This window comes from Blastococcus sp. SYSU DS0541 (assembly GCF_054050875.1).
In genome coordinates, this window is record NZ_JBJHAD010000005.1 from 124,354 (window position 1) to 140,844 (window position 16,491).

General features: G+C 74.7%; 17 protein-coding genes. 8 read left to right on the plus strand and 9 right to left on the minus strand.

Going from position 1 to position 16,491, the window contains the following annotated elements:
- Positions 1 to 180 precede the first annotated feature (180 nt).
- On the plus strand, positions 181 to 1,158 hold the full coding sequence (locus ACI794_RS07840) for a sulfite exporter TauE/SafE family protein (protein ID WP_456601420.1): 978 nt from the start codon (positions 181 to 183) through the stop codon (positions 1,156 to 1,158).
- Positions 1,159 to 1,310: 152 nt separating this feature from the next.
- Here ACI794_RS07840 and ACI794_RS07845 read toward each other — a convergent pair whose 3' ends face one another.
- The 3 genes from ACI794_RS07845 to ACI794_RS07855 all read right to left on the minus strand — a co-directional run bounded on the left by ACI794_RS07845 (position 1,311) and on the right by ACI794_RS07855 (position 4,399).
- On the minus strand, positions 1,311 to 1,748 hold the full coding sequence (locus ACI794_RS07845) for a DUF5994 family protein (RefSeq protein WP_456601421.1): 438 nt from the start codon (positions 1,746 to 1,748) through the stop codon (positions 1,311 to 1,313).
- A gap of 316 nt (positions 1,749 to 2,064) precedes the next feature.
- On the minus strand, positions 2,065 to 3,957 hold the full coding sequence (gene typA, locus ACI794_RS07850; RefSeq protein WP_456601422.1) for a translational GTPase TypA: 1,893 nt from the start codon (positions 3,955 to 3,957) through the stop codon (positions 2,065 to 2,067).
- A gap of 100 nt (positions 3,958 to 4,057) precedes the next feature.
- Complete coding sequence (locus ACI794_RS07855; protein ID WP_456601423.1) at positions 4,058 to 4,399, minus strand: hypothetical protein; 342 nt, start codon at positions 4,397 to 4,399, stop codon at positions 4,058 to 4,060.
- A gap of 58 nt (positions 4,400 to 4,457) precedes the next feature.
- Here ACI794_RS07855 and ACI794_RS07860 point away from each other — a divergent pair, with 58 nt between their 5' ends.
- On the plus strand, positions 4,458 to 4,985 hold the full coding sequence (locus tag ACI794_RS07860) for a GNAT family N-acetyltransferase (protein WP_456601424.1): 528 nt from the start codon (positions 4,458 to 4,460) through the stop codon (positions 4,983 to 4,985).
- Between the two features lie 124 nt (positions 4,986 to 5,109).
- Here ACI794_RS07860 and ACI794_RS07865 read toward each other — a convergent pair whose 3' ends face one another.
- Positions 5,110 to 5,679, minus strand: coding sequence for a YceI family protein (locus tag ACI794_RS07865; protein WP_456601425.1), 570 nt, complete (start codon positions 5,677 to 5,679; stop codon positions 5,110 to 5,112).
- An 82-nt stretch (positions 5,680 to 5,761) separates the two neighbouring features.
- Here ACI794_RS07865 and ACI794_RS07870 point away from each other — a divergent pair, with 82 nt between their 5' ends.
- Positions 5,762 to 6,262, plus strand: a complete 501-nt coding sequence (locus ACI794_RS07870) for a MarR family winged helix-turn-helix transcriptional regulator (protein WP_456601426.1) — start codon at positions 5,762 to 5,764, stop codon at positions 6,260 to 6,262.
- 7 nt (positions 6,263 to 6,269) lie between these two features.
- Here ACI794_RS07870 and ACI794_RS07875 read toward each other — a convergent pair whose 3' ends face one another.
- Both ACI794_RS07875 and ACI794_RS07880 read right to left on the minus strand, forming a co-directional pair.
- Positions 6,270 to 6,950 (minus strand): response regulator, encoded by a 681-nt coding sequence (locus tag ACI794_RS07875; protein WP_456616064.1) that lies wholly within the window; start codon positions 6,948 to 6,950, stop codon positions 6,270 to 6,272.
- Positions 6,947 to 8,101 carry a sensor histidine kinase gene (locus tag ACI794_RS07880; RefSeq protein WP_456616065.1) on the minus strand — a complete coding sequence of 385 codons (1,155 nt, stop codon included), beginning with the start codon at positions 8,099 to 8,101 and terminating at the stop codon, positions 6,947 to 6,949. Before ACI794_RS07880 ends, ACI794_RS07875 begins: the two co-directional genes overlap by 4 nt.
- Before the next feature lie 182 nt (positions 8,102 to 8,283).
- Between ACI794_RS07880 and ACI794_RS07885 the strand changes: the two genes are divergently transcribed.
- The 4 genes from ACI794_RS07885 (at position 8,284) to ACI794_RS07900 (ending at position 12,472) form a co-directional block, all read left to right on the plus strand.
- Positions 8,284 to 8,895: a hypothetical protein gene (locus ACI794_RS07885; RefSeq protein WP_456616066.1), complete on the plus strand. Its 612-nt coding sequence runs from the start codon at positions 8,284 to 8,286 to the stop codon at positions 8,893 to 8,895.
- Between the two features lie 119 nt (positions 8,896 to 9,014).
- Positions 9,015 to 9,656: a hypothetical protein gene (locus ACI794_RS07890; RefSeq protein ID WP_456616067.1), complete on the plus strand. Its 642-nt coding sequence runs from the start codon at positions 9,015 to 9,017 to the stop codon at positions 9,654 to 9,656.
- A 172-nt stretch (positions 9,657 to 9,828) separates the two neighbouring features.
- Positions 9,829 to 11,832, plus strand: coding sequence for a sensor histidine kinase (locus ACI794_RS07895; protein ID WP_456616068.1), 2,004 nt, complete (start codon positions 9,829 to 9,831; stop codon positions 11,830 to 11,832).
- Position 11,833: 1 nt separating this feature from the next.
- The gene (locus ACI794_RS07900) at positions 11,834 to 12,472 is read left to right on the plus strand and encodes a response regulator (protein WP_456601432.1); all 639 of its coding nucleotides are present in this window, start codon (positions 11,834 to 11,836) and stop codon (positions 12,470 to 12,472) included.
- A gap of 89 nt (positions 12,473 to 12,561) precedes the next feature.
- On the opposite strand, the gene ACI794_RS07905 is transcribed toward ACI794_RS07900, so the two are convergent.
- The 3 genes from ACI794_RS07905 to ACI794_RS07915 are packed head-to-tail and all read right to left on the minus strand — an operon-like array spanning position 12,562 to position 15,673.
- Positions 12,562 to 13,461 carry an enoyl-CoA hydratase-related protein gene (locus tag ACI794_RS07905; protein ID WP_456601433.1) on the minus strand — a complete coding sequence of 300 codons (900 nt, stop codon included), beginning with the start codon at positions 13,459 to 13,461 and terminating at the stop codon, positions 12,562 to 12,564.
- A complete protein-coding gene (locus tag ACI794_RS07910) occupies positions 13,458 to 14,456 on the minus strand; it encodes an acyl-CoA dehydrogenase family protein (protein ID WP_456616069.1) in 999 nt (332 codons plus the stop codon). The genes ACI794_RS07905 and ACI794_RS07910 overlap by 4 nt, the downstream gene beginning before the upstream one ends.
- The gene (locus ACI794_RS07915) at positions 14,453 to 15,673 is read right to left on the minus strand and encodes an acyl-CoA dehydrogenase family protein (RefSeq protein WP_456616070.1); all 1,221 of its coding nucleotides are present in this window, start codon (positions 15,671 to 15,673) and stop codon (positions 14,453 to 14,455) included. The genes ACI794_RS07910 and ACI794_RS07915 overlap by 4 nt, the downstream gene beginning before the upstream one ends.
- Positions 15,674 to 15,781: 108 nt before the next feature.
- Here ACI794_RS07915 and ACI794_RS07920 point away from each other — a divergent pair, with 108 nt between their 5' ends.
- Complete coding sequence (locus ACI794_RS07920) at positions 15,782 to 16,435, plus strand: TetR/AcrR family transcriptional regulator (RefSeq protein WP_456601436.1); 654 nt, start codon at positions 15,782 to 15,784, stop codon at positions 16,433 to 16,435.
- Positions 16,436 to 16,491 lie beyond the last annotated feature (56 nt).

A 16,491-nucleotide genomic window follows, 5' to 3' on the forward strand; every position in this document is an offset into this window, starting at 1 on the left:
GTGACGCGGACGACGATGCTGCTCCTGGTGAGCCGCCGGCACGTCGACCTGCTGCGCGTCTGCACCGCCGCCTGTCCGGGCTGCTGATTCCTTCCCGCCACCCCTGCGGGACCCGTATCGTCCCCCTCCACGCGGTCGCCCCTGCGCGCCCGCGCCCGTGAGACCCGGAGTCAGAGCCCCGTGAAGACCCTGATCCTGCTCGCCCTCGCCGGCCTGGGCGCCCAGCTCGTCGACGGCAGCCTGGGCATGGCCTACGGCGTCACCTCGACGACGCTGCTGCTCGCCATCGGCACCAACCCGGCGGCGGCGTCGGCGACCATCCACCTGGCCGAGATCGGCACCACGCTCGCCTCGGGGCTCTCGCACTGGAAGTTCGGCAACGTCGACTGGAAGGTCGTCGCGCGGGTGGGCCTGCCCGGCGCCGTCGGCGCGTTCGCCGGAGCGCACTTCCTGTCCGGCCTGTCGACCGAGATCGCCGCCCCGGTGATGTCGCTGATCCTGGTCTCGCTGGGCGCGTACATCCTGGTGCGGTTCACGCTGCGCGGCATCGACCGGCGCAACGTGGGCAAGCCGATCCGCAAGCGCTTCCTGGGCCCGCTGGGCCTGGTCGCCGGCTTCGTCGACGCGACCGGTGGCGGCGGCTGGGGCCCGGTGGGCACTCCCGCGTTGCTGGCCAGCGGCCGGATGGAGCCGCGCAAGGTCATCGGCTCGATCGACACCTCCGAGTTCCTCGTGGCGCTCGCCGCCAGCGCCGGCTTCCTGCTCGCGCTGGGCTCCCAGGGCATCGACCCGATGTGGGTCGCCGGGCTGCTCGCCGGCGGCCTGGTCGCGGCCCCCATCGCCGCGTGGCTGGTGCGGCACATCCCGCCCCGGCTGCTGGGCTCCCTGGTCGGCGGGATGATCGTCCTCACCAACGCCCGCACCCTGCTGCGCAGCGACTGGATCGACGCCGGGGCCACCGTCAGCGCCGTGGTCTACATCGTCCTCGCCGCGGTCTGGGTGCTGGCCGTCGTCCACTCCTACCGGCAGTACCGGCGGGACACCGCGGTCGAGTCGGCCGACGCCGTCGCCGAGGTCGCCGAGCGCAACGACGTCATCGCTGACGTGACCGCCGAGGAGCCCGTGGGCGCCGGCCGGCCCAGCGCCCCGCGCGACTGAACACCCCCGCCCGTGGGCTGGGATCAGGGGACCTGATCGTGGGGTGTCCTCCCTCACCGCGCACCGTGAGGGAGGACGCTCGATGATCAGGTCAGCTGATCATCGCGAGGAGGACAGGCGCGACCGCGGACCCCGCCCAGGGCGGAGCGGCGCTACACCGCGCGGGACCCCTGCATGGTCGGCACCTGCGGGAGCGGCGTCGAGCGGGCCGCGGCGAGCACCATCTGCGGTGAGGAGGGCAGGCCGCGCCGGGTGCACAGCCGCAGCGCCCGGGCGCCGGTGAGGACGTCGGTCTCCGGGGGGACGACGAGCAGGTCGGCGCGGCGGTTGCCGCCGGCCCAGGTGAGGCAGACCACCTGCGGGTCCATGCTGCGGAAGCCACCGGCGCGCACCGTCCGGCCCAGCACCTCCAGCTTGCGGGGCGCCGGCTCCCACGCGTCCAGGGGATAGGTGAAGCGCTCCACCCGCACCCCACGCCGCTCCAGCGCCGCGATCAGCTCGGGGAGCTCCACGGCGAGGTCACGGCTGCGCGGGAACCACGCCCCGTCGAAGGACGAACCACCCGACCCCGCGTCCGCGCGCAGGCTCACCCGGACGTCGATCCCACCCCGGAAGCCATCGCTCGCCGGAACCGTACGGGTGATCGTCGCCATGAGCGTCGGCCGCCTCTCGTCCACTCGTCCCCGGGCCACGGCACATGGCCCCGAGGAGAACGTAGGCGTGCCGACACACCCGTCCCGGGGACCACACGACGGGCGCGCCGCGCTCCCCCGGCCGGTCATCACGATTCGTGACCTGACGACCACGCCACCGCGCCTCGCGGGCCTGGACAGCGCTCTGCCCCCGGGTGCCGGAGCAGCCGGGGGCAGAGCGTGCCCGATCACTCCCGCCGGGCGGGAGGGCGGCTCAGCTGGGCTTGGGCTTGCGGTTCTTGGCCTTGCCGCGCTCGGTCTGGTCCAGCACGACCTTGCGGATGCGGACGCCGGCCGGGGTGACCTCCACGCACTCGTCCTCGGCGCAGAACTCCAGCGCCTGCTCCAGGTTGAGGATCTTCGGCGGGATGAGCCGCTCCAGCTCCTCGGAGGTGGACTTGCGCATGTTGGTGAGCTTCTTCTCCTTGGTGATGTTCACGTCCATGTCGTCCGGACGGGAGTTCTCACCGACGATCATGCCCTCGTAGACCTCGGTGCCCGGCTCGACCATGAGCGAGCCGCGCTCCTGCAGCGAGAACATCGAGTAGGTCGTCGCCACGCCCTGGCGGTCGGCGACCAGCGAGCCGGTCGGCCGGGCGCGCATGTCACCCATCCACGGCTCGTAGCCCTCGAGGTTGTGGTTCAGGACGCCGGTGCCGCGGGTCTCGGTGAGGAACTCGGTGCGGAACCCGATGAGGCCGCGCGAGGGGACGATGTACTCCATCCGCGCCCAGCCGGTGTCGTGGTGCACCAGGTTCTCCAGCCGTGCGCGGCGGACCGCGAGCGCCTGGGTCAGGGTGCCGACGTACTCGCCGGGGACGTCGATCGTGACCCGCTCGACCGGCTCGTGGAGCTTGCCGTCGATCTCCTTGGTGACGACGGTCGGCCGGCCGACGGTGAGCTCGAACTCCTCGCGGCGCAGCTGCTCGACGAGGATGGCCAGCGCCAGCTCGCCGCGGCCCTGCATCTCCCAGGTGTCGGGGCGGTCGGTGGGCAGCATCCGCACCGACACGTTGCCGACCAGCTCCTGGTCCAGCCGGTTCTTGATGAGCCGGGCAGTGAGCTTCTTGCCCGACTTGCCCGACAGCGGCGAGGTGTTGATCCCGATGGTGATCGAGATCGACGGCTCGTCGACGGTCAGCGGCGGCAGCGGGCGCGGGTCGTTCGGGTCGGCGAGGGTGTCGCCGATCATGATGTCCTCGATGCCGGCGATGGCGACCAGGTCGCCGGGGCCGGCGCTCTCGGCCGGGGTCCGGGTGAGGCCCTCGGTGACCAGCAGCTCGGTGATCTTGACGTTCTTGATGGTGCCGTCGGTCTTGCACCAGGCGACCTGCTGGCCGCGCTTCATCTCACCGGAGTGGATGCGCAGCAGGGCCAGCCGGCCCAGGAACGGCGAGGCGTCGAGGTTGGTGACCTGCGCGCGCAGCGGCTCCTCGGCGTCGTACTCCGGCGCCGGGATGGTGTCCAGCAGCGTCTTCACCAGCGGGCCGAGGTCCGGGCTGTCGGGGACGGTGCCGTTCTCCGGGCGGTTGAGCGACGCCTGCCCGGTGCGGCCGTTGCAGTAGACGATCGGGAACTCGAGCGCGTCGACGTCCAGGCCGGTGTCCTCGAGCAGCTCCATGAACAGCTCGTAGCTCTCGTCGACGACCTCCTCGATGCGGGCGTCGCCGCGGTCGGTCTTGTTGACCGCGAGGATGACCGGCATCCCCTTGCCGAGCGCCTTGCGCAGCACGAAGCGGGTCTGCGGGAGCGGGCCCTCGGAGGCGTCGACGAGCAGCACGACGCCGTCGACCATGGAGAGGCCGCGCTCGACCTCGCCACCGAAGTCGGCGTGGCCGGGGGTGTCGACGATGTTGACGACGACGGGGTTGCCGTCCTCGTCCGCCAGGCGGATCGCCGTGTTCTTGGCCAGGATGGTGATGCCGCGCTCGCGCTCGAGGTCCATCGAGTCCATCACGCGGTCCTGCGTGGAGTCGTTGTCCGTCCCCTCGCCCTTGGCGCGGCCGAGCGCGCCGGCCTGACGGAGGAGGGCGTCGACCAGGGTCGTCTTGCCGTGGTCGACGTGGGCGACGATCGCCACGTTGCGCAGGTCGTTGCGGGTGGGCATGCGGAAGGGCACCTCAGGCAGGTCGGGGGCGCCGCGCGGACGCGCGCGGGCATCAGGTCAACAGCAACCGGAGCCGCGACCTTCCCTCCACTCTAGGTGCTCAGCGGGCGGGCGCCGTCTCCCGCGAGCGGTCGACCACCCCGAAGGTGAGGCCTGCGGCGGCAACAGTGACCAGACTCACGGCGAACCAGGCCGGGAACCCGGCGCCCAGGGCCAGCACGTGGGCGAGCACGAAGGCACCGACGTAGAGGGCGGCCAGCCCCGCGGTGACGGCGGGACCGCGCCGGCGGGCGGCGATCCAGGCGGCCCCGACGCCGCAGACGGCGAAGACCGCCCCGCCGAGCGCGCGGATGCCGGTGCCCTGCGCGATCCCGAAGCCGGCGGCCAGCCCGACGGCGACCAGGAGCGAGGCGGGGACGCGGGCGAGAGCGGAGGTCGACATGTTCCCCAGTGTCCCTGTCGACGAGTCGACCGCGCCGCCACCTGGCAGGGTCGCGGGCGTGCCCGCACGGACCCGCCTCCTGACGTTCGACGACGCCCCCGCGCTGACCCGGCTCGTCGTCGAGGACCGGGAGTTCCAGGCGCCGTGGGAGCCCGCCCGCGACGAGCGGTGGTACACCGAGGCGGGCCAGCGGGCCGACGTGCGGGCCGCCCTGGAGCGGCACGCGGCCGGGCTGTCACTCCCCTGCGTCGTCCTGGACGACGACGGTGCCGTCGTCGGGCGGGTCACGCTGAACAACGTCGTCCGCGGCGCCTTCCAGTCCTGCAGCCTGGGCTACTGGGTCGCCTCGGCCGCCAACGGCCGGGGGCTGGCCACCCGCGCGGTCGGCGAGATGCTGCGGCGGGCGTTCGGCGACCTGGGCCTGCACCGCGTGGAGGCCGGCACGCTGCTGCACAACGCCGCCTCGCAGAAGGTGCTCGAGCGCAACGGGTTCACCCGCTACGGGCTCGCGCCGCGCTACCTCAGCATCGCCGGCCGGTGGCAGGACCACGTCCTGTTCCAGGTGCTCGACCCCGCGACGCCGTAGCCGTCCGGGACGTGCAGGAGGCCCCGGACGGCGAACCGTCCGGGGCCCCGGCGACGTGCTGTAACGGCCCCTCTGCAGGGTCCCTCGGCGAGCCTGCGAGGCGCGGGGGGCAGAGGGTCCTCTCTCAGGCGGTGCGGAGCACGGCCTCGATCTCGAGCTCGACGTTGATCTTGTCGCCGACGACGACGCCGCCGCCGTCCATCGGCATGTCGATGTCCACGCCGTACTCCTTGCGGGAGATCTCGGTCTTGGCGCTGAAGCCGGCGCGGGTGCCGCCGTAGGCGTCCGGGCCGAAGCCGTTGAGCTCGAGCTCCAGGACGACGGGCTTGGTGATGCCCTTGATCGTCAGGTCGCCCTCGACGGTCCAGTCGGCGCCGTCGGTCTTCACCGCGGTGGAGCGGAAGGTCATCTCGGTGTGGTTGCCCACGTCGAAGAAGTCGGCGGAGCGGATGTGCGCGTCGCGCTGCTCCTGGCGGGTGTCGATCGAGTCCATGTTCACCTGGGCGGTGACGCGGGACTGCGTCGGGTCCTCGGCGGTCACGATCTCGCCCGAGAACTCGCGGAAGTAGCCGCGGACCTTGCTCACCATCATGTGGCGGACCGAGAAGCCCACGGTGGAGTGGCTGGCGTCGATGTCCCAGGTGCCGGCGATGTAGCCGGGGATCTGGACGGTGGTGCTGCTGCTGGTGGTCATGGTGTCTCCCTTGGTCCTGCGGGGTGGGTCTCCGCCGACAGCGTAGTTGAGCGCTTGACTATTCCGCCAGTATTCTGAGGGCATGACCACGTCGGTGTCGCCGGAGTCCCTCCCCACGGGTGAGCCGCGGTGGCTCGACCCGGAGGAGCAGAAGGCCTGGCGCGCCTGGCTCTACAGCGCCCAGCTGCTGCTCGACCGGCTCGACCGCGAGCTGAACCACCGCACCGGGATCTCGCACGCGTACTACGAGATCCTCGTCGCCCTCTCCGAGACCCCCGAGCGCATGATGCGGATGAGCGAGCTGGCCGACCGGTGCCTCTCCTCCCGCAGCCGACTCTCGCACGCCGTCTCCCGCCTGGAGGAGCGCGGCTGGGTGCGCCGGCAGGTGTGCGCCGAGGACGGGCGCGGCCAGCTCGCCGTCCTCACCGAGGAGGGCTTCGCCGCGCTGGAGGGCGCGGCGCCGGTGCACGTCGAGGGGGTGCGCCGGGAGCTGTTCGACCAGCTCTCCCCCGCCCAGGTGGTCGCCATGCGCGATCTCGGCGAGACCCTGCTGCAGCACCTCGACCCGTCGCGGATCCCCTGACACCGGATCACACGGACGGATCCCGGTCGACGGGCACCAGCCCCGAGCGGAACGCGACGATCACCGCCTGGACGCGGTCGCGCACGCCCAGCTTGGTGAGGATGCGCGCGACGTGGGTCTTCACGGTGGCCTCGCCGACGAACAGCCGGCGGCCGATCTCGGCGTTGGACAGCCCCTCCGCGAGCAGCTCCAGCACCTCGACCTCCCGGGGCGTCAGGTCGGCCAGCCCGGCCGGGGGCGACCCGGTCGGGACCGGCGCGCGGCGGGTGAACGCGGAGATCAGCCGCCGGGTCACCGACGGTGCGAGCAGCGCCTCCCCCGCCGCCGCGACCCGGATCGCGTGCACGAGCTGATCGGCCGGGACGTCCTTGAGCAGGAAGCCGCTGGCCCCTGCCCAGAGCGCCTCGTAGACGTGCTCGTCGACGTCGAAGGTCGTCAGGACGACCACCTTGCACGGGACGCCGTCGAGGTCCCCCAGGAGCCGGCGGGTGGCGGCCAGCCCGTCAGTGCCCGGCATCCGGATGTCCATGAGGACGACGTCCGGCCGGAACCGCCGCACCGCGGTCACCCCCGAGGCGCCGTCCGCGGCGGTGCCGACGACGGTCAGGTCGGGCTCGGCCTCGAGGATCAGCCGCAGGCCGGTGCGGACGAGCTCCTCGTCGTCGACGATCAGCACGCGGATGGTCACACCGGCGTCCCGTCGACCGCGAGCCGCGCCCGTACCCGGTAGCCGCCGTCCGGCAGCCGGCCCGCGTCCACCGTGCCCCCGTAGAGAGCGACGCGCTCGCGGATGCCCACCAGGCCGTGGCCGGTGCCCGTCCCCTGTTCCCCGGGGTTCCCCCGGCCGTCGTCACGGACCTCGACGTCCACCACCCCGCCGACCGCGCGGACGGTGACCTGGACGGTGGCCGGCCCGGCGTGCTTGAGCACGTTGGTCAGGGCCTCCTGCACGATCCGGTAGGCGGCCAGGTCCACTCCCGCCGGCAGCGACGCGAGGTCACCCTCCACGACCAACCGCACCGGTGCGCCGGCGTCGCGGACGCGGGCGACGAGTCCGCCGAGGTCCCGGAGGCCCGGTTGGGGGGCGACCGCACCGTCGTCCCCACCCGTGAGCAGGCCCAGCAGCCGGCGCATCTCGGCCATGCCCTGGCGACCCGCGGTCTCGATCGAGGCGAGCGCGCTGCGGGCCAGGTCGGGACGGCCCTCCATCGCCCGCTGGGCCGCCTGCGACTGGATGACGATCACCCCCATGCTGTGGGCGACGAGGTCGTGCAGTTCCCGGGCGATGCGGGCGCGCTCGTCGGAGACCGCGCGGGCCGCCTGCTCGGCCACCTCCCGGTCGGTCAGGGAGGCGCGTGCCTGGAGCTGTCGGGTCTCGCGGTGGCGGTACCGCATCCAGCGCCCGAGGCCCACGAGTCCGGCGAGGATGAACCACGCGGGCAGCACCTCGTCGAGCGGGTCACCGGCCCGCAACCGCGGCACGTCGTAGGTGAGGATGCCCGCCGCGACGACTCCCGAGCCCACGACGACCGACCACCTGTCGGCGTGGGCGCCGAGGGCGTAGAGAGCCAGGCAGAGGCCGAACCACAGCAGACCGGACGTGCCACCGAGCTGGTCGTGCAGCCACCCCGCGCCGAGCACGAGCAGCAGCGCGAGCAGAGGCCGGTAGCGGCGGACGAACAGCGGCGCCGTCGCCGCGAAGGCCAGCAGCGCGTGCACGGGCCGGTCGGCGGCGACGGCGGAGGGGACGTCGGTCGACCACACCGACGCCTGGCCCCACACGACGAGCACCGCCACCACGAGGGCGTCCGCCGCCCGCGCTGACCGGGCCCAGTCCATGCGGCGAACGGTAGCCAGCCGGAGGCCGTTCCCGGGTCCTCCGGACGACGGATCCGGCCGGTCGTCTCCGCCTTGCGGGGGACGGCGCGAGTCGCCCGCGGGCCCGACGACTGCCGGGCCGCCGCCGCCCAGGCTCGTCCCTGCCCGGACCCGCCCGTGGGTCCGCCCACCGAGGAGATCCGATGACCGACCCCACCGCCGTCGACCGCCGTACCGGGGCAGCCGCGCTGATCGCCGGCGTCCTGATGTTCGTCTCCGTCGCCACGGAACTGATCTGGAACGTGCAGCGGCCGGACGGCTCGGTGTCCGACGTGCCGGGCTACGTCCTCTTCCTCGGGGGGTTCGCCCTCGGCACGGTGGCCCTGGCGGTGGCCGTCCACGGCCTCGGCCGCGGCCGGACCGGGGCCGCGCTCTCCCGCGCCGGCCGGATCGGTCGCTCCATCAGCCTGACCGGCGCCGGGCTGCTCACCGTGTTCGCCGTCGTCCACCTCGGCACGGGGCTGGCCACCGGCACCCCGCTGGAGGCCTCGTTCTGGGCCTTCTTCCTCGGTTTCCTGCTGCTGATCGCCGGCGCCGTCCCGCTCGCCCTCGGGCTGCGCCGCTCCCCCGTCGTCGGCGCCTGGTGGGTGACCGTGCTCGTCGCCGGGATCGCGGCCGCCGTCGCGATGTCCGCCCAGGCACCGCTGCACGAGATCGGCCTGTTCACCTTCGACGCCGCCTGGGCCGCACTCGGCCTCCGGCTGCTGTCCGGTCACCCCGCGACCGTGTCCGAGGGCGCGCGCACGCACGCCTGAGCACGGCGAGCAGGGACGGACTTCCCGGTCGATCCGGGAGTCCGTCCCCTGTCGCCCGGGAGTTCCCGAACCGGACCGTGATCGACACCAGCGAGTCCCGACCACGGAGGAGTTCCGCGATGACCACCACGACCACCGCCCCCGAGACCACCGCTCACCGGCGCGCCACCGCCGGCCTCGTCGGCGGCGCCCTCTGGGCGCTGCTGCCGGTCGCCTGGGCCACCGTCCTTGCCGACGACGCCGACTCCGTCTCCCTCGCGGCCGCGACGGCCGCCTGGGTCTTCCTCGTCCTGCCACCGGTGCTGATCCTCGCCGGGCTGGCCGCGCTCCGCCGGGCGCTCGGCGGCGACGCGGGACGGGTCGGCGCGGTGGCAACGGCGCTGACCGGGGTCGGGCTGGCCGCCATGGCCGTCGGCAACGGGATCGAGGTCGCGTCGATCACCGCGGGCGGCGGTGAGGTGGCGCTCGGGCACGTCATCTTCCTCCTCGGGTTCCTCGTCTCCACCGTCGGCGGCCTGCTCCTCGGCGTCGTCGTGATCCGGCGGTGCGCCGGATCGCTGCCCCGCACCGGTGGCGCGCTGCTCGCCGCCGCCCTCCCGCTCGGCATCGCGATCGGCGCCCTCGGCGGTCTGGTGAGCGCCGACAACGACGCGTGGTTCTGGGCGGCGATCAGCGTGCCCGCCGGCCTCGCCTGGGTGCTGCTCGGCCGGTCGCTGCAGGTCGCTCCGGCGACCCGGCACGACCCGGCACCGGCGTTCTGACCGGCGCCCTCGCGGAGGGCCGCGCGCACGGCGCGGCCCTCCGTTGACGCCGGGCCGTCCCGGCGCGCATCGTGCGCAGGCCGAAGGGAGCGACCAGGTGACGATCCAGGTGACCGCCCCCGTCCCCGTCCCGCCCGGTCGGACTGCCGGCGGCCGACGGAGGGGCGCCGCCGTGCTGCCCCGGCTGTTCGCCTGGGCGGTCGTCCCGGTGTACGTGGCCGGTGCCACCGCGTACGCCGTGCTCGACACCCGGTTGGGCGGCCCGGGCCTCGATCCGGCCGAGGCGGTCCCGGTCCTCGGCGGTTTCGGCCTCTTCGCTGCCCTGGGCGCGCTGCTGGTCCTGCGCCGCCCGCACAACGCGGTCGGCTGGCTCATGGCCTGGGCCGCCCTGCTCGTCGGCGTCGTCCCGGCCGGTGACGCCTACGCCGCCTGGGTGATGACCACCAGCGGCCGGCCCGACGCCCTCGCCGTCGCCGGTGCCTGGATGCAGAGCTGGTACTGGTACGTGGTCCTCGGGCTGCTCTTCCTCTACCTGCCGCTGCTGTTCCCCGACGGGCGGCTGCCCTCCCCTCGCTGGTGGCCGGTCGCCGTGCTGCCCGGCGCGGCCCTGGGCGCGACGTGCGTCCTCGGGATGCTCACCGACTCGCTCAGCGGGCAGGACGTCGACTACCGGATCGACAACCCGATCGGGCTCCCGGGCCTGGCGCCGGTGGAGCAGCTGCCCGTCTTCGCCGTCCTCGGCATCGTCCTGGCCGCCGGCATCGTCGGGGCCGTCGTCGCCGTGGTCGTGCGGTTCCGGCGCTCGCGCGGGGACGAGCGGCTGCAGATGAAGTGGTTCGTCTTCGCCGTGGCGCCGGCGGTCCTCGCGCCGCTGGACGGCGTCCTCCCGCTGGTCAGCGGCGCGGTGTTCGCCTGGCTGATGCTCGCCCTGCCGGTGGCGATCGCGGTCGCCGTCCTGAAGTACCGGCTCGACGGCATCGACGTGGTCCTCAACCGGACCCTGGTCTTCGGCAGCCTCACCGCGCTCGTCGTCGGCGGGTACGTGCTCGTCGTCGGCTACCTCGGGGCCCTCCTCCACCGGGACGACGACCTGCTCGTCTCGCTGGTGGCGACCGGTCTGGTCGCGGTCCTCTTCGCCCCGGCGCACGACCGGTTGCAACGGGCGGTGAACCGGCTGATGTACGGCCGGCGGTCCGAGCCCTACGCCGCGCTGTCCCGCCTCGGCGCGCGGCTGGAGGGCACCCTGGCTCCCGACGACGTCCTGCCGGCGATCGTCACGACCGTCCGGGAGTCCCTCCGCCTGCCCTACGCCGCGATCGTCCTGGGGGACGACGAGCCGGCCGTCGAGTCCGGCTCACCGGTGTCGGGCACCCGCTCCCTGCCGCTGCTCTACCGCAGCGAGCAGGTGGGCGAGCTGCGGCTGGGCCTGCGCCCCGGGGAGACCGCGTTCTCCTCCGCCGACCGGCGGCTGCTGTCCGACCTCGCCCGCCAGGCCGGGGTGGCGGTCTCCGCGGTGCGGCTCACCGCCGACCTGCGGCGCTCGCGGGAACGGCTGGTCACCGCGCGGGAGGAGGAGCGCCGCCGGTTGCGCCGGGACCTGCACGACGGCCTCGGTGCCCAGCTGGCCGGGCTCACCGTGCAGACCGGCGTGCTCCGCGCCCTCATCCCCCGCGACCCGGCGCGCGCGGAGGCCCTGGCCGGGGAGCTGCGCGGCGAGCTGCGCACCGCGATCGCCGACGTCCGCCGGCTGGTGCACGACCTGCGCCCACCGGCCCTCGACGAGCTGGGGCTGGTCGGCGCGCTGGAGCGCCTCACCGAACGGTGCAGCACCGACGGCGACGGCCTCCGGGCGGGCGTCGAGGTCGACGGCGAGCTGCCCCCGCTCCCCGCGGCGGTCGAGGTGGCGGCCTACCGGATCGCGCAGGAGGCGCTGGCCAACGTCGTCCGGCACGCGGCGGCCCGCACCTGCACGCTCCGGCTGGCCGCCGACGAGGCCGAGCTGACCATCGAGGTGCTCGACGACGGGGCCGGTCTGCCGGCCGAGCCGGTCCCCGGTGTGGGGACGTCGTCGATGCGGGAACGGGCGGCCGAGACCGGGGGCCGGTGCCAGGTGCTACCGGCGCCGGGCGGTGGCACCCGCGTGCTCGCACGGCTCCCGCTGAGCGGAGGGGACTGACGTGGTCGCACGCCTGCTGGTGGTCGAGGACCACCCGTTGTTCCGGAAGGGCGTGCTGGCGCTCCTGGACACCGCGGCCGGCCTCGAGGTGGTCGGGGTGGCCGTCTCCGGCGAGGAGGCGGTGGCGCAGGCCGCGCAGCTGCGGCCCGACGTCGTCCTCATGGACCTGCAGCTGCCGGGCATGAGCGGGATCGAGGCCACCCGGGCGATCACGGCCGTTGTCCCCGACGTGCGGGTGCTGGTGCTCACCCTGTTCGAGGACGAGGACTCGGTGTTCATGGCGCTGCGGGCCGGCGCCCGCGGCTACGTGCTCAAGGACGCCGACGAGGAGGAGCTGACCGGGGCGATCCGGGCGGTGGCACGCGGCGAGGCGATCTTCAGCCCGCCCGTGGCCGGCCGGGTGCTGGCGTACTTCGCCCAGCCCCGGCCGGCTCCCAAGGTGTTCCCGTCGCTGACCGACCGCGAGCGGGAGATCCTGCAACTGCTGGCCCAGGGGCACCCCAACCCGTCCATCGCCCGCGCCCTGTCGCTGAGCCCCAAGACGGTCGCGAACTACGTCTCCGCGATCTTCGCCAAGCTGCAGGTCACCGACCGGGCCGAGGCGATGATCCGCGCGCGCGAGGCGGGGCTCGGCCGCTGACCACGCCCGCCGGCCGAGGAATCGCGGGTGCGGCACGCCGGGCGCGGGCCCAGCGACCGGCACCGGTGCGGTGACGTTCCCGGCGGGGGCTAGGCCGGCGTGACGTCGTCCGGGGGCAGCGGCCAGCGCGGCACCCCGGCGACGGCGCCGTCGGGCAGCCGGCCGGCGAAGCGCGGCGGACGCTTCTCCAGGAAGGCGGCCACCCCCTCGGCCGGGTCCGGCCCCTCCCCCAGCTCGACCAGCGCCCGCGACTCGGCCCGGTGCGCGTCCCACGGCGAGGCGGCGCCGAGCATCGACCACAGCAGCTGGCGGGCGGCGCCCACGGCGAGACCGCTGGTGTTCGCGACGATCTCCCGCGCCAGCGCGTGGGCGGTGGGCAGCAGCTCGTCGTCGGGCACCACGCGGGACACCAGCCGGCCGCGCAGCGCCTCGGCCGCGTCGAACACCCGCCCGGTCGCCACCCACTCCATCGCCTGGCTGATACCGACCACCCGGGGCAGGAACCACGAGGACGCCGCCTCCGGCACGATGCCGACCCGGCCGAACACGAAGCCGAAGCGGGCCGACGCCCCGGCGATCCGGATGTCCATGGGCAGGGTGAGGGTCGCCCCGATGCCCACCGCCGGGCCGTTGACCGCGGCGATGACCGGCTTGCGCAGCGCGGCGAACGGCAGCGAGGCGACCCCTCCGGCGTCCCGCGGGTAGCCGCCGATGTCCTCGCTGAGCGGGCCGGGCGGGCGTACGCGGGTGCGCCGGTCGCCGAAGGTGTCGGGCCCGCCCGCGAGGTCGGCCCCGGCGCAGAACGCGCGGCCGGCACCGGTCACGACGACCACGCGGACGTCGGCGTCGGCGTCGGCGGCCGCCGCCACCCGGGCGAGCTCATCGGCCATGGTGAGGGTGAAGGCGTTGAGCCGGTCGGGTCGGTGCAGCGTCACCGTGGCGACGCCGTCGGCCACCTCGTACCGCAGCTCGGTCAGCTGGTCGGTCACCGGCCTGCTCCCAGCGCTCCGGTGACGGCCAGGCGGGCGACGGCGTCGAGGTGCTCGGCCTCGTCGCCGAGCAACAGCCGGTCCACCTTCGCCCGCCGCCAGTACAGGTGGGCGTCGTGCTCCCAGGTGAAGCCGATCCCGCCGTGCACCTGGATGAGCGTGGTGGCCGCCCGCTCGAAGGTCGCCGCCGCGCAGGCCTTCGCCGCCGACGCCGCCAGCGGCAGCTCGGCCGGGTCGCAGTCGGCCGCCCACGCCGCCCACCAGACCAGCGACCGCAGCTGCTCCACGCCCACCCACGCGTCGACCAGCATGTGCTTGATCGCCTGGTAGGAGCCGATCCGGCGGCCGAACGCCTCGCGCTCCTGGGCGTAGGCCACGCCCAGCTGCACGCACCGCTCGGCGCCGCCGAGGTCCTCGGCGGCCATGACGACGGCACCCACCTGCCGGGCGCGGGCCCACAGCTCCCCGGCGTCCTGGGCCAGCACCCGGCGGGAGGTCAGCCGCACCGAGGCCAGCCCGCGGGTGGCGTCCATCGGCCGGCCGGCCAGGACCTCGCCCTCACCCACGACCAGGTCACCGCCGTCCAGACCCAGGAAGAGGGTGGCGTCGGCGGCGTCCACCGAGGGGGCGGAGCCGTCGACGCCTCCGTCGAGCACGGCGAACGCCGTCGAGCCGTCGGCGAGCTGCGCGGCCAGGTCCGGGGCGTCGGCGAGCAGGACGGCGGCGCGCGCGGCGGTGACGAGCGAGGGCGCCGCGAGCACGGCACCGCCCTGCTCGGCCACCACGGCGAGGTCCAGCAGCGGGCGGCCCGAACCGCCGGCGGACTCGGGGACGGTGATGCCCAGGAAGCCGATGTCGGCCAGCGCCTTGCGCCCGGGCTCGAGCCGACCCCCCTCCAGGCCCCCCCGCGCCGCGGCCGGCGAGGCGTTGCCGCGGTAGAACTCGCGGGCGCCGTCGGCGATGTCGCGCTGGTCGGCGTCGAGGTCGAAGTTCATCGCGTCCCTCCCGAAAAAGGAGCGGTCTTGTCGCTGCGGGGCTCCGGCGGCAGGCCCAGCACGCGCTCGCCGAGGATGTTGCGCAGCACCTGGTCGGTGCCGCCGGCGATGCTGATGCCCGGCAGCCAGGACTGGGTCCGCTGCCAGCGGTCGTCGCCGTCGGTGGTGGCGGCGTAGACGGCGTCGTCGCCCAGCAGCCGCACCCCGGCGTCGGCCATGAGCAGGCCGGCCTCGGTGCCGGCGAGCTTGCCGGCGCTGGCCTCCGGCCCGGGGATGCCGCCCTGGCTGAGCACGGTGAGCCGCCGGTAGCCGGTGTAGCGGGCGGCGAGCGCGGCGACCACCGCGCGCCCGACCGCCTGACGGGCCAGCACCTGGCGCTCCGGCGGCAGGTGCGGCAGCCGCTCGCGCGCGTGCCGCGCGAACTCCTCGACCGGCGCGCCGATCGCGCCCCCGGCCCCGCCGATCGCCACCCGCTCGTTCATGAGCGTCGTCAGCGCGACCCGCCAGCCCTCGCCCGGCTCGCCGAGCCGCTCCTCGTCGGGGATGCGGACGTCGTCGAAGAAGACCTCGTTGAAGTCGGCCTGCCCGCCCATCTGGCGCAGCGGGCGCACCGTCACGCCGGGGGCGTGCATGTCGACGACGAACATCGTCAGGCCGGCGTGCTTGGGCTTCTCCGGGTCGGTGCGGGTCAGCAGGATCCCGAAGTCGGAGACGTGCGCGAGCGTCGTCCACACCTTCTGCCCGTTGACCACCCAGCCGTCGCCGTCGCGGACGGCGGTGGTGCGCAGCGCCGCGAGGTCCGAGCCCGACGCCGGCTCGCTGAACAGCTGGCACCACACGTCGTCGGCGCGCAGCAGCCGGGCGAGGTAGCGCTCGCGCTGCTCCGGGCTGCCGTGGGCGATGACCGTCGGCCCGCACATGCCGATGCCGATGTGGTTGATCAGCGTGGGCACCCGGGAGCGGGCGAGCTCTTGGCCGACGATCGCCTGCTGCACCAGCGTGCCGCCCTGGCCCCCGTACTCGCGGGGCCAGGTGACGCCGACCAGCCCGGCCTCGGCGAGCACCCGCTGGGTGCGGCGCATCTCGGCCTCGTGGGTGCGGGCGTCGATGCCCTCCTGACCCGGCTCGAGGTGCAGCAGCTCGCCGGCGTGCTCCTCGAGCAGGGCGCGCACCCGCGCCCGGTACTCGGCCTCGTCGGGGCTGTCGTCGAAGTCCACGGGCACGCCTCTCGTCGGGTGGGCGGGTCGGCCGCAGCGTGACAGGCGTCACCCGGAGCGGTCAACGGTGACTGTTGCGGGCGCCCCGCGCGGCCTACTGTTCCGCGGATGAGCGCCGAGCCCGTCGGAAGCGCCCCCGCCCCGGGGCCGCGTTCCCGCTCGGAGCGGACCGCCGGCAGCCGCCTGCTCATCCTCGACGCCGCCGTCGCCTGCCTGGTCGAGGAGGGCTTCGCCGGGGCCTCGACGCTCGCCGTCCAGGCCCGGGCCGGGGTGTCCCGGGGCCGGCTGCTGCACCACTTCCCCTCCCGGGCCGAGCTGCTGGTCGCCGCCGCCGCGCACCTGTCCACGACCCAGCTGGACGAGGTGCGGCGCCGGGCCGCCGCGCTGATGGAGGACGAGCCGACCGGGCGGGAGCGGGTCGACCGCGCCATCGACCTGATGTGGGCGACGTTCCAGGAGCCCCCGTTCTGGGCGGCGATGGAGCTCTGGACGGCGGCGCGCACCGACCCCGACCTCCGGGCGGCGCTGCGCGGCGAGGAGCGCCGGCTGCGCGCCTCGATCGCCGCGGTGGCCGACGGGATCTGGGGCCCGGAGATCGCCGGCGCCCCGGTGTACGCCGACCTCTGCGAACTGCTCTTCACGAGCATGCGCGGGGTGGCGCTGGTCTACGCCTTCGAGGACCGGCCGGCCGCGACCGACCCGCACCTGGCGCTCTGGAAGCGGCTCTCCGCGCGGCTGCTCGCGCTCGACAGTCAGGGTTGACCGCCCCTTCCCCGGCCACCAGCATGACGCAGGTCACACTGTGCCTGGCTGAGGAG